Genomic DNA, 11,075 nt, shown 5'->3' on the forward strand with positions numbered 1-11,075 from the left:
GCCTTTTCTCGGCAATGCAATGGCGCGTTTTCGATACACAGCATTGCGGAGAAAACCGGAAATTGAATGGGGCCGGTCGGGAGGAGACCGGCCCCATGGGTTGGGAGGGAGTTAGGCGCCGAGGCTGGTTTCTGCACCTTCGACATCGGAGAGCTGTTCCCGGAGTCGATCGATCATGTCCTGCATCTGGGGCGGGACCTCAACGCCGAACTGCTCGGTTATCTGGTCGATCATGCCCTGGAGGTCTTCGGCGTTGAAGTCACCGAAACCGTGGAACTGATGGAACCCTTCGCCCATCATGCCGGGGCCCATGTGCCCGCGTCCGCCGAACGGGAATCCGCCTTCGGGTATGACGCCATCGAATTCAAACATGTGACCGCCGAAGAAGTCTTCGCCGAGGAGACCCTGCATCTCTTCGAGCCATGTATCGAACTCAGGTGTTCCGGGAGGCCCGGGTGGAGCCGTCACGCCGTCAGGCAGTTCATCGAGGAAGCCCTCCATCCGGAAATGGAAGCGGTCCGCTCCGGAAGGCATCTTCTGGCTCATCCGTTCCCGGATGGCGTCGGCCTGGCTGCTATCGATGACCTTCTCGTTCACGAGTTCGTCGAGAACTTCATCGAGTGGTGCGAACCGGTATTTGGTGACGGTGTCCGAGCCGTCGGACTCCTGAGCTAGGGCGCCGTCTGGACCCAGTAGGGCGAATCCGCCCAGGGCAAGAGCTGCCGTGATGATCACCGCCATCGATCCAATGAGAATCTTCTTCATGCGTGTAGCTACCTCCATGCACAGAGTATCGGATGCACGTCTGAATGACGTCTGAGAGTGATCTAAGAATCCGCTGAGAACACGGGCAGCGGCCGGCCGGCGGGTCTGGATGAGCGTGCGACGAACTGCTTGCCGGGTGTACCTTTGGGGTGGCGCGGCGCCGAGGTAACCTTGGTTGGTGGAACTGGGGACGCTGACAATCGAGTTTGGCACGCTGACTTTGCGCACCGACGGCATTCTTCATGTCGTGTTTGATTTCGACGGGGAAGCCACCAAAGAAGCTGCCGTCGAATACCTGGAGGCGAGGGCCGAGCTGGGCGTTTCTCCACCCCCACCCGTGTTGCTGGAAATCGTGCAAATCCCCTATGTCGAGCGTTCGATCAGGTCGTTCTTCATGGACGGCCTTCCTACGCCACCCTGCCGGGCCGTGGTCGCCAGTGATGACGCATTTCTGACGATGTATAGGACCTTCCAGCTGGTTGAGCCGACGGCTGTTCCCACGGAGGTGTTCCCGACCGTCGAGGCTGCAGTGGCGTGGATACACGAGCAGACATCGCTTCTTGCGTGAGATTCGTACGCTGAGGGCGCCGAATCGACGCACGAATCGGTCCCTTCTCGGACTACCAGCTCTCAGGAGTCGGCTGCCCCTCCGTGTACCCGGTGAATGACTGAACGCCGACGATGGCCCGCTCGTGGAACTCGTCGATCGTCTTGGCCCCAACATAGGTGCTCGCCGACCGGACTCCGGTCACGATACGGTCGAGGATGTCTTCCACGCTCGGCGTCCGAGGATCGAGGTACATGCGGGAATGGGAGATTCCCTCTTCGAACATCTCTTTGCGAGCTCGCTCAAAGGGTGTCTCGCCCCGCGATCGGAACGTGACCGCCCGGCGGGAGGCCATCCCGTAGTTCTCTTTGTAGAGGCGCCCGTCGGAGTCGCGCAGGGTGTCGGCGGCGGATTCAAACGTGCCGGCGAACCACGACCCGATCATGACGTTGGCCGCCCCGGCTGCCAGTGCCAGCGCGACGTCGCGCGGATGACGGATCCCGCCATCCGCCCATATGTGCTTCCCGGCGGCCCGGGCGGTCGCCGCGCAGTCGAGCACGGCGGAGAACTGTGGCCGGCCGACCCCGGTCATCATCCGGGTGGTGCACATCGCCCCGGGTCCGACGCCGACCTTGACGATATCGGCCCCGGCGTTGATGAGATCCTTGGTGCCCTGGGCGGTGACGACATTGCCGGCTACTACGGGGAGCTCGTCATTCACCGACCTCACTGCCGTCAATGCGTCGAGCATCTTCTGCTGATGGCCGTGGGCGGTATCCACCACGATCACGTCGACGCCGACCTCCATGAGCATCCTCGTCTTGGCGGCGACGTCTCCATTCACCCCGACCGCAGCTGCGACCAACAGACGGCCGGTGGCATCGAGCGCCGGCCGGTAGTGCGTCGTACGCAATGCCCCCTTCTCGGTGATGACCCCGGTTAGACGGCCTTCGTCATCAATGACCGGAGCCAAATGCACCCGGCGTTCTGCGAGGGAGCTGAATAGCTCCTCGGGCGGCAACTTGTCGGAGAGGGCGATCGTGTGCGAACTCATCACATCTCCGAGGGGCGTGAATCGGTCGAAACCCTCGCTGTCGAGTTCGGTGAAGATGCCGACCGGCCGGTGGGATCGGTCCACCACGATCACCGCACCGTGCGAGCGCTTGTGCATGAGGTCGAGCGCATTGACGATTCGATCGGTTGGATGCAGGGTGATCGGGGTGTCGAATACGAGGTGGCTGCGCTTGACCGCGGCGGTCATATCGGAGATGGCCTCCGCCGGGATGTCCTGAGGGAGCACAGCGACACCTCCGCGTCTGGCAACCGTTTCGGCCATGCGCCTACCGGCGACTGCCGTCATGTTTGCCACCACAACCGGAATCGTGGTGCCGATGCCGTCGGGAGTCGTCAAATCCACCTGCATGCGCGAGCCGACGTCGGCGAAGCTAGGGGCAAGAAACACGTCCGAGTAGGTGAGCTCGTGGGAAGGCCGACGATCGTTGAGGAACTGCATGAGTGCCTTTGGTCTATACCGACGAGTATGGCACGGGTACATAGCCCGGCCCTACTGCAACCGGCCGGGAACTCGCAGGGTGGCTACAAGCGTCGAATCCCCATGAACAAGACCCGGACCTCGACTGCGCTGATCTTGATGCTGGTGACCGTATCGTGTGGCTCCGAACTGTCGGGGACTCCTGGATCGACCTCCACGACCTCCGGATTCGCAGCCGTTCAGGTGAATCCCGCCCTCGAGGTAGGGCCGATGGATGCTGTCGTGACCTGGTGGTCGCCGTCCCCATGGAGCGCGATCCGGCGCGGCTCCGCAGTGGAGTTGTTGCTGCGCCTCCAGGTTGGGGATGAGGATTCCGAGACCGTCGTCTTGCAGCTGATCGATGACAACGGTCCGTTCCTGGGCTCTGGGTCGATATCCTCGACCGCCTGGGACGGCGCCGGGATGAATGAACGGACGACGCCGGTGTCCCCCGACGATGTCACGATCCGGGACTGGGATCTCGACGGCGTCGTGGGCGGCGTGATCCGCGGCGGGCGAGAGGATCTGCGCTTCTGGGTCGATCTGGCCAATCCAATCCAACGGAAAGACGTTGGTGCGTCCACGTGGCTGGAGGAGGGTGGTCTGGTCGAAGTTGGCGGAGCATTTGTGCAGTTCGTTCGGATACTGAACGATTCCCGGTGCCCGCTGGATGTGACGTGCGTATGGGCAGGTGAACTGACCGTCGAGATGTACATCCACTCCGAGGTCGCCCAATCGTTCGAGTTGACTCTGCCGGGCGACCCGGTCACCGTTGACTGGGGCGGGCTCACCTACCAGGTGTCGATTGGCGATGCACTCCCAAAGAACCCGATCGAGATCGAGCTCCTGATCGAGAGCGCCTGAGCGCCTGGCTCGAGCAAATCGAATCCTCATCGGTTAGCTTCCTCCGCATGCCCTCCCGGCCTTTCGATCCACCGGTGCTGCCGATGAAAGCCAAAGTCAGAGAAGTACCACCGCGCCCGCCCGGCTGGGTCTACGAGCCCAAGTGGGACGGGTTTCGGATGATCGCCTGGGGAGGCCGGGAGCCCCGGCTCGACAGTCGCAACGGGAAGCCGCTCCTTCGCTACTTCCCCGAGTTAGAGCCGGCCCTTGCTCAGCTGCCGGAGGGGACGGTTGTCGACGGTGAAGTCGTGATCGTTGTCGACGGTGTCACGGAGTTCGACACCCTGCAGCTGCGTATCCATCCCGCCGCCTCCCGGGTTGAGCTTCTCTCAAATCAGACCCCCGCCGAGCTCGTCGCATTCGACCTCGTCGCAGAAGATGGAGAGGATCTGCGGACGCGGCCCTATGAGGAGCGGCGTGGCCGGCTCGAACTCCTTTTCCAGCGCCTCGAGTTCCCCTGGCATCTGACGCCGGTGACGTCCGACTTCGAGGAAGCTTCTCGATGGTTCGTCGAGTTCGAGGGGGCCGGGTGCGACGGGATCATCTGCAAACAAGCCGACGGGCCTTACCGGGACGATAAGCGGGATTGGATCAAGTGGAAGCACCGCCGCGATGCAGACTGCGTTGTCGGTGGCTACCGGATCCACAAGGACGGCAACAAGATCGGCTCCCTCTTGCTCGGCCTCTTCAACGATAAAGGCGAACTGCACTTCATCGGGCACTGCTCGGGTTTCAGCAACGTTGACCGGGTGGCGATCCTCAACCAACTCGAGCAGATTCGGACCGATCAGAGCTTCGGAGCTGATGGGGCCGACGTACGCGTGCCCGGTGGTGAATCGCGCTGGTCGGGGGGAAAGGACCTCTCGTGGATCCCTGTTGAGCCCGGCGTGGTCGTGCAGATCAGCTACGACCAGCTCGAGGGAGGCAGGTTCCGTCACGCCACTCGCTTCGAGCGCTGGCGTCCCGACAAGCCGGCTGAGGAGTGCACGATGGATCAACTGATCCGTCCCGAGGGTGCAGCGTTCAACGTCATCGTGGCAGGACAAACCTAGAACGCAGAACTTAAAACTTAATACCTCGCGTTACTGCCCCTCGTATGTCTCCACGACGTCCTCGACGATCGTCAGCTCGACGCCGGCTTGCGCCAATATGTGCCTGGTGTCCTGTCCGGCGTGGTAACGGCGCCTGGCCACGACGCGGGAGATGCCGCTGCTGGCGATGAGCATGGCGCAGACGCGGCAAGGCTCCATCGAGCAGTAGAGGGTGGTCCCTTCGAGTTGCAGCCCGTAACGGGCCGCCTGGCAGATGGCATTCTGTTCGGCATGGACGGTTCGGACGCAATGTTGTCTCGCCGTACCGTCTTCATCGATCATCTGCTTGAAGTCGTGTCCGGCTTCGTCGCAGTGCGGCAACCCGGACGGTGAGCCCACATACCCGGTGCAGATGATCCGCTTGTTGCGGACCACGACACAGCCGCTCTTCCCGCGATCACACGTTGCCCTCGTACCTACCTGATCGACCAGTTCGAGGAAGTACTCATCCCAACTCGGTCGCATGTCATTCGCCCCTTCTGTTCGGGCTCACCCTACCGATCGGGCCGCCGCGCTACTCCCAGTTCTCTTTGCGCATCTTGGACGGCTGGACGCGGGGAGGTTCGCCCGGCATCTTGGGATAGTGCGGGGGCCAGGGGGCGTCGCCAAGTCCGCGCTCTTCGTCGGCCGCCACCATCTCCAGGAGCCCTTCGAGCCGTCCGGCCGCTTCGTCGATTCCGTCGGTGAGGTCGCCCACATCGGCCCAGCGCTCCTTGAATGTCATCAGGTCCATGGAACGATGGTCGATGGTGGCGAGCTCATCCCACCGGAACGGCGTTGATACGAGACCTGTGTGACGAATCGAATAGGCAGAGGCGATCGTCTTGTCCCAGGCGTTCTGATTGAAATCGATGAACACGCCCTCACGTTCCTCCTTCCACCAGGCCGTTGTGGCGAGGTCGTTGCGACGCTCGGCTTCTCGAGCCAGCGCCAGTGCGGCGCGGCGGACCTCGTAGAAGTCCCACTCTCGCTCGACCCGTATGTAGATGTGGATGCCGCGGTTGCCGGATGTCTTCGGCCAGCCGGTGAGATGCAAGTCGTCGAGTATCTCGCTGATCGTGGCGGCTACGTCGCGGGCCGCCTCGAAGTCGTACCCTTCGGTGGGGTCGAGATCGATACGGAGTTCGTCCGGGTGGACGAGATCGTCGGCTCTGGCGTTCCACGGGTTGAGGTCGATGCAGTTCATCTGTGCCATCCAGATGACGTCGCCCTCATCCATCGGAGCAAACATCTGGCCGGGCCGCGCAGACGGGAAGGTCACGTCCACCAACCGAGGCGCGCCTTTGGGGCGCTTCACGAACAGCGCGGGTTCGCCAACACCCCGGTTCCATCGCTTGAGCAAGGACGGACGGTGGTACACGCCACGTAATGCGCCCGGCGCACACATCAAGAAGTGCTCGACCACATCGAGCTTGGTCCAGCCCTGCTCCGGGAACAACACCTTTTCGGGACTGCTGATCCGGATCGTCCGCCCGCCGAGTTCTACATGGGTCTCTGTCGGGGCCAAGCCGGTCATCCCCTCGTCTTCGCGCGGCATTCTCTTGCCGTAGGCAGTGATTGTCTGCCTTAGGCAGTGATTGTCGCGCGAAATCGGATCAGAGGGCGGTTGTGCCGGTCACAAGACGCGGATCGGTGAACCCCGAAGGAAAGCCGCGATGGATTCGACCATCTCCGAGTAGAAGATCTCGTAGGTCTGGCTGGTGACGTATCCGATGTGCGGTGTGAGCAAGAGGCGCGGTGCGCGCCGCAGGGGATGGTCGGCCGGAAGGGGCTCCTGGTCGTATACGTCGAGTGCAGCTCCGCCGATTGATTGCCGCTCGAGGGCATGTATCAGCGCCCCTTCGTCGACGATCGGACCTCGTGAGGTATTGATCAGGTACGCGTCGTGCTTCATGAGGCTGAGAATGCTCTCGCCGATGAGGCCGTGAGTGCGTTCGCTCAGCTTCAAGTGGATGGTCACGAAGTCGGACCTCCGGAACAACCCGTCGCGATCGCTCAGTTGGGCGCCGACCTCCTCACAGCGTTCCGCGGTGAGGTTCTCGCTCCATGCGATGACGTCCATGCCGAACGCCTGGCCCAACCGGGCAACCTCCGCTCCGACCCGGCCGACGCCGATGACCCCCAACGTGGCGCCTTTCAAGTCCCTTCCGACTCCGACCGGCCATCCACCCCGCTGCATAGAGGCGGTCTCCGTGGGGAGCCCACGCGCCAGGCTGAGCATGAGCGCCATCGTCAGCTCAACCGTTGCGTGACCGGGTGAGTTCGTGCCCGACACGGTCACGCCGAACTCTCGGGCGGCTTCGAGGTCGATGGCCGAGTTGCGCATGCCCGTTGTGACCAGCAGCCGCAGATTGGGCAGTTGCTCCAGAAGAGCCCGGGGGAAAGGAGTCCTCTCCCTCATTGCCCCTATGACTGCGAATGGAGCGAGACGTCCCACCAGCTCCGCGCCGTAGCCGAGGCGATCGCGGAAGGACGTCATAATCGAATCAGGCGGCAGAACAGACCAGTCGGCGCTCTTCATCGCGACATCCTGGTAGTCATCGAGGATCGCGATGCGGACCATTGTTCCTCCTGTTGCGGCGCACTGCACTTTTCGCCGTGGTGCGCCGGCGAGACAATACGGCCGCCCTGACTCCGCGCCTTCGGCCATGTCTCGACCTCGCAATGTAGGCTCTGGCGGATGCCGCCGTCTGTCGACACTGCCATCATCTTCACGGTCAACATGGTTGAGCTGGCGGCCTTCTATCAGGAGGCGTTCCAGCTGGACGACCCTCATGAGCAGGACCGCCATCGCGGATTCCAGCTCGACGGGTTCTATCTCGGGATCGATCAAGACGAAGGGGCTGCGCCGTCGCCGGGCAGCGTGACGCTGTGGTTCCGGGTCGAGGATCTCGAAGCGACGTTCACGCGCATGGTCGAGCTCGGAGCAGAAGTCCGCTATCCACCGACCGATACACCGTGGGGCGATCGGCTGGCTGCTGTGTTCGATCCAGACGGCAACATGGTCGGGCTGGCTCACAAGCCGCCCGCCGATCCGCGGGACTCGATGGCTACGTTCGGGTTGGAGTAGCCGGCCGATCCGGCTGGCGTCCGATCAGCGCCCGGCGGCCTGGGCCAGGGTGTCGCGATCGAGGATGCGAATCAAGCGGTACCCGGTCTCGGTTGCGCCCGCAGCTTTCAGCTCGCCTAGGACTTCGTTCACCGTCTGGCGAGATGCTCCGAGCAAGGTCGCCAGAGTTCCCTGGGAGATGTGGACCTCGCCGCGTTGGTCGGCCTCGTCGAGCACCATCTCTGCGACCTGTTCCTTCACCGTCCGGTGCATCAAGCCCAGAACGCGACGTTGGGTTGCCTCGAGCTGGCTCAGGCCGGCGACCAGCCAGCGCAGGGTCACCACCGGGTGCTTGATGAGAACGGGCAGCAGCTTGTTTCGATCGAACCGGAAGGCTCGTACCCGTGTGATCGCTTTGGCCGAGGAGATATAGGGCTCCTCTTGAAACATGGCGATATCGCCGAGCACGGTTCCCGCGCCGACCCGTGCCACGATTCGCCTGGTTCCTCCTGAGGTTCGAGAGAGCTCGACCTCTCCCTTCTCGACAACGAAGGCATGACCGGCGATCGCACCTTCTTTGAAGAGGTGCGTGCCGGGATACTTCTCAACGTACTCGCCGGTCCCGGCGAGGGCCTCCAGGTCTGCCGGGCTGAGCGGCAGGTAATCGGTGCGCCCGAAACTGCGGGCGAGCCAGGCGAAGTGCTGTTGGTCTGCGGTGGTCAATGCGGGCCCCCTGTGCGAATGGTCAAATCCTGACCGTCGATAGTCCGACATTCAAATGTGCTTTCTTCCACATCGTCGGTAACACGACACTAGGGACCATTCTTCGCATTATGTCGGGTTAGCGACACTTGGTGGATCGTGAAGGCGGCCGCGTGGTTTCTCCCGATATGAATACAACGATCTCACAACTAGCAACCGGACGCCTGCCCGTAGTGACTGGCGTCGGACTCGCCGCACTGTGGCTCGTGCTGGGTGTCATCTCCGACGGGACGACCTACCACTTGGCCCCGTTGTTGGTCGCCGGACTCCCGGCTTCTCTCTATGCCCTCGAGAACCCAACGCCCCTGCTCCGACGTTCGGCCGGGTTAGCCGGTTTGGGCACATCTGCCGCGCTCGTGGTGACCTTCGTGCTGGCGGTCACAGGCAATCTCGGCGGGCCATCGCTGCTGCCGTTCGGTGGTGCGGTGACCGAGTCGGTGATCTTCGTTCTCGTTGGAGTGGCCGGCGGGTTGGCAGTCGGATTCCTGCGGAGCAGAAAAGGGTCGAACTGATGACCGCACCAACCACTCCCCGGCGCTCCAAGGTGCTGATGGCTGGGTTGGTCCTGGGCTGCATTGGCGATCATCGCGTCGGCTGCCCTGGCCTTTGGACCAGGGGGTGACGACCAGGCGACGGCCGACCCATCGGTCCCGCAGTGGGGGGTGGCGGCCATGGTTCTCTTGAAGCTGTCACCGATGGCGGCAAGACTCCCCGGCGGGAGAGGTTGAGCCGGGATGGGCCCCTATGTGAACTCGACGCTCTGCGTGGCGTCGGTCACAACGAAGATCCGCTCCGTGTTGCTGTCGGGGTCGGCGGGAAACACGAAGAAGGCCGGCCGATCGGGTGAGTAGCCGGACGTGTAGCCGACCACGACCTCTCCGTCCTTGAAGGTCACCTTGATCTTGCGGCCGAGACCGGCCCGTTCGACGTCTCGACGTGAACGGTTGTCGGGGTCACCCTCGAACGTACGGACGGTGAATACACCTTTGAGGTCGGCGACTTTGACCAGGCGCGCCTCACTCCCGTCAACCGGCCGCAAATGGAACTGCGCCTTGTTGGGGAAGAAGTCGTTGCTGTTGCCTTTGAGTATGGTCCCATCCTGATAGTGGATGACGAGCTTCTGGTTCATCGCAATCCTCCCGAGCGTGCGGCGATCAGGCTATCAGTTAGACCTCTGCCAGCACGGCTGCCGTTTCGAGAAGGTCCCTCAGTTGGGCGACGAAGCGGGAGGCGGGTGCGCCATCGACGACGTCGTGATCGAAGGCCAGGCTTAGGTCGAGATAGGTTCGCGGCACCACCCGGCCGTCCACGAAGGCCGGTCGTTCGACGGTACCACCAACGATCATGCTGAGTGTCTGAACCGGGAAACCGAGGCCCCATCCACCCCCGCGGCCGAACATCCCGACAGAACTGATCCCAACGGTTCCGGCCAGTTCCCGCTGCCGGTGGGGGAGGCGGTGCAGAAGGCCAATCAAGCGGTATCGGATGAACCCGGGGAGTTGCAGAAACACCTTCGCCATTCCCGTGAGCCCCATTGTCGGGCTGGTCTGCGGTGCCGCTTTTACTTCTCGGATCTCGGTGTCGATCTCCTGCAGCGTCTTCGTGTTGCAGCGCCGGATTACGTGGTTCATTGGAAACGAGCGTCCCTCCAGGTCGACCTCGATCATGACGTTGATATCAACGTCATCGAAAGTGATGAGTCGTTGCCGGAGGTCCCGCAGCGCGTGGACCTCCGGAATCGCAGAAACCGCCCGACCGGTGGAGGCAACAACGAAGGCAGTCAGGGAAGGCCGGGGGGCGAGGACGGCGAGCCGGGAGTTTGCTTTGGTGATGTCGACCTCGACGAGGCCGAACACGGGGTGTCGCTTCCCCGCCGCGCGGCCGGTATCCACCACGATTCGGCGACTGCGCGGGAAGGGTTCGATCTGGTATCCGGACATAACGTCAAACTACGCCGCCGAGACCCCTTGCTGGGGCGGAGTCTCGTGTATGTGCGAGAAGGATCTGACGAGGGTTGGCTGGATTGGGGCGTTATCAGCACCAATCCAGCCAACCGGGATCTGCCGCTTCGTTTGCCTATCCGCCGGGGTTGTCTCCCGGAGCGCACTCGTCCCGGAAGTACGCCCACTCCTCGCATTCGGATCCGTCATCGAAGATGCAGTAGCCGGTTTCTCCGGCGTCATCCGTTCGCATTTCGAGGGTGCCGCCCTGCTCCTCGCAGAAGACGGAGGCAGGGTTGGCGAGGCCGGCGTCGTCTTTCTTCTCGTCTCCGCATCCTGCGAAGGCAATCGACAGTATGAGAAGACCGATTGATGCCACTTGCTTCATGGCTGACCTCCTAGTCATGATTCTAGTGGTCTGTCGCGGATTCAGTGATCTGGTTGAGGGCGGCTCGTCCTCGTTTGACTTTGGCAATGATTTCTTCGG

The 11,075-nt window shown here is 62.6% G+C and carries 14 protein-coding genes; 5 read left to right on the forward strand and 9 right to left on the reverse strand.

Annotated features, from left to right (window positions below):
- Positions 1-111: 111 nt before the first annotated feature.
- Positions 112-765 carry a hypothetical protein gene (locus tag P1T08_14060; protein MDF1597199.1) on the reverse strand — a complete coding sequence of 218 codons (654 nt, stop codon included), beginning with the start codon at positions 763-765 and terminating at the stop codon, positions 112-114.
- 178 nt (positions 766-943) lie between these two features.
- Between P1T08_14060 and P1T08_14065 the strand changes: the two genes are divergently transcribed.
- Positions 944-1,333, forward strand: coding sequence for a hypothetical protein (locus P1T08_14065; protein MDF1597200.1), 390 nt, complete (start codon positions 944-946; stop codon positions 1,331-1,333).
- A gap of 52 nt (positions 1,334-1,385) precedes the next feature.
- Here P1T08_14065 and P1T08_14070 read toward each other — a convergent pair whose 3' ends face one another.
- The gene (locus P1T08_14070) at positions 1,386-2,825 is read right to left on the reverse strand and encodes a GuaB1 family IMP dehydrogenase-related protein (GenBank protein ID MDF1597201.1); all 1,440 of its coding nucleotides are present in this window, start codon (positions 2,823-2,825) and stop codon (positions 1,386-1,388) included.
- Positions 2,826-2,852: 27 nt separating this feature from the next.
- On the opposite strand from P1T08_14070, the gene P1T08_14075 reads away from it, so the two are divergent.
- On the forward strand, positions 2,853-3,707 hold the full coding sequence (locus tag P1T08_14075; protein MDF1597202.1) for a hypothetical protein: 855 nt from the start codon (positions 2,853-2,855) through the stop codon (positions 3,705-3,707).
- A 47-nt stretch (positions 3,708-3,754) separates the two neighbouring features.
- Positions 3,755-4,798, forward strand: coding sequence for an ATP-dependent DNA ligase (locus P1T08_14080; protein ID MDF1597203.1), 1,044 nt, complete (start codon positions 3,755-3,757; stop codon positions 4,796-4,798).
- A 30-nt stretch (positions 4,799-4,828) separates the two neighbouring features.
- Here P1T08_14080 and P1T08_14085 read toward each other — a convergent pair whose 3' ends face one another.
- The 3 genes from P1T08_14085 to P1T08_14095 all read right to left on the reverse strand — a co-directional run bounded on the left by P1T08_14085 (position 4,829) and on the right by P1T08_14095 (position 7,400).
- The gene (locus tag P1T08_14085; GenBank protein MDF1597204.1) at positions 4,829-5,302 is read right to left on the reverse strand and encodes a cytidine/deoxycytidylate deaminase family protein; all 474 of its coding nucleotides are present in this window, start codon (positions 5,300-5,302) and stop codon (positions 4,829-4,831) included.
- Between the two features lie 49 nt (positions 5,303-5,351).
- On the reverse strand, positions 5,352-6,374 hold the full coding sequence (locus tag P1T08_14090) for an ATP-dependent DNA ligase (protein MDF1597205.1): 1,023 nt from the start codon (positions 6,372-6,374) through the stop codon (positions 5,352-5,354).
- A 78-nt stretch (positions 6,375-6,452) separates the two neighbouring features.
- Entirely contained in the window at positions 6,453-7,400 is a 948-nt protein-coding gene (locus P1T08_14095; GenBank protein ID MDF1597206.1) for a D-2-hydroxyacid dehydrogenase family protein, read from the reverse strand.
- A 117-nt stretch (positions 7,401-7,517) separates the two neighbouring features.
- Here P1T08_14095 and P1T08_14100 point away from each other — a divergent pair, with 117 nt between their 5' ends.
- Entirely contained in the window at positions 7,518-7,907 is a 390-nt protein-coding gene (locus P1T08_14100) for a VOC family protein (protein MDF1597207.1), read from the forward strand.
- A gap of 24 nt (positions 7,908-7,931) precedes the next feature.
- Here the strand turns inward: P1T08_14100 and P1T08_14105 are convergent, their stop codons facing one another.
- Positions 7,932-8,609 carry a Crp/Fnr family transcriptional regulator gene (locus P1T08_14105; GenBank protein ID MDF1597208.1) on the reverse strand — a complete coding sequence of 226 codons (678 nt, stop codon included), beginning with the start codon at positions 8,607-8,609 and terminating at the stop codon, positions 7,932-7,934.
- Between the two features lie 167 nt (positions 8,610-8,776).
- On the opposite strand from P1T08_14105, the gene P1T08_14110 reads away from it, so the two are divergent.
- The gene (locus P1T08_14110) at positions 8,777-9,160 is read left to right on the forward strand and encodes a hypothetical protein (GenBank protein MDF1597209.1); all 384 of its coding nucleotides are present in this window, start codon (positions 8,777-8,779) and stop codon (positions 9,158-9,160) included.
- 230 nt (positions 9,161-9,390) lie between these two features.
- Here P1T08_14110 and P1T08_14115 read toward each other — a convergent pair whose 3' ends face one another.
- The 3 genes from P1T08_14115 to P1T08_14125 form a co-directional block, all read right to left on the reverse strand.
- Positions 9,391-9,777, reverse strand: coding sequence for a hypothetical protein (locus tag P1T08_14115; protein MDF1597210.1), 387 nt, complete (start codon positions 9,775-9,777; stop codon positions 9,391-9,393).
- A gap of 37 nt (positions 9,778-9,814) precedes the next feature.
- Positions 9,815-10,588: a 2-oxo acid dehydrogenase subunit E2 gene (locus P1T08_14120; GenBank protein MDF1597211.1), complete on the reverse strand. Its 774-nt coding sequence runs from the start codon at positions 10,586-10,588 to the stop codon at positions 9,815-9,817.
- Positions 10,589-10,724: 136 nt separating this feature from the next.
- Positions 10,725-10,976, reverse strand: a complete 252-nt coding sequence (locus tag P1T08_14125; GenBank protein ID MDF1597212.1) for a DUF333 domain-containing protein — start codon at positions 10,974-10,976, stop codon at positions 10,725-10,727.
- Positions 10,977-11,075: the final 99 nt, after the last annotated feature.

This window comes from Acidimicrobiia bacterium (assembly GCA_029210695.1).
In the GTDB taxonomy this organism is placed as follows: Bacteria; Actinomycetota; Acidimicrobiia; order Spongiisociales; family JAHEDJ01; genus JAHEDJ01.

Coding starts and splice junctions, on each gene's coding strand:
- P1T08_14060 (MDF1597199.1), bottom strand. CDS start 765: ATGAAGAAGATTCTCATTGGATCGATGGCGGTGATCATCACGGCAGCT.
- P1T08_14070 (MDF1597201.1), bottom strand. CDS start 2,825: ATGCAGTTCCTCAACGATCGTCGGCCTTCCCACGAGCTCACCTACTCG.
- P1T08_14075 (MDF1597202.1), top strand. CDS start 2,853: ATGGCACGGGTACATAGCCCGGCCCTACTGCAACCGGCCGGGAACTCG.
- P1T08_14080 (MDF1597203.1), top strand. CDS start 3,755: ATGCCCTCCCGGCCTTTCGATCCACCGGTGCTGCCGATGAAAGCCAAA.
- P1T08_14085 (MDF1597204.1), bottom strand. CDS start 5,302: ATGCGACCGAGTTGGGATGAGTACTTCCTCGAACTGGTCGATCAGGTA.
- P1T08_14090 (MDF1597205.1), bottom strand. CDS start 6,374: ATGCCGCGCGAAGACGAGGGGATGACCGGCTTGGCCCCGACAGAGACC.
- P1T08_14095 (MDF1597206.1), bottom strand. CDS start 7,400: ATGGTCCGCATCGCGATCCTCGATGACTACCAGGATGTCGCGATGAAG.
- P1T08_14100 (MDF1597207.1), top strand. CDS start 7,518: ATGCCGCCGTCTGTCGACACTGCCATCATCTTCACGGTCAACATGGTT.
- P1T08_14110 (MDF1597209.1), top strand. CDS start 8,777: ATGAATACAACGATCTCACAACTAGCAACCGGACGCCTGCCCGTAGTG.
- P1T08_14115 (MDF1597210.1), bottom strand. CDS start 9,777: ATGAACCAGAAGCTCGTCATCCACTATCAGGATGGGACCATACTCAAA.
- P1T08_14120 (MDF1597211.1), bottom strand. CDS start 10,588: ATGTCCGGATACCAGATCGAACCCTTCCCGCGCAGTCGCCGAATCGTG.
- P1T08_14125 (MDF1597212.1), bottom strand. CDS start 10,976: ATGAAGCAAGTGGCATCAATCGGTCTTCTCATACTGTCGATTGCCTTC.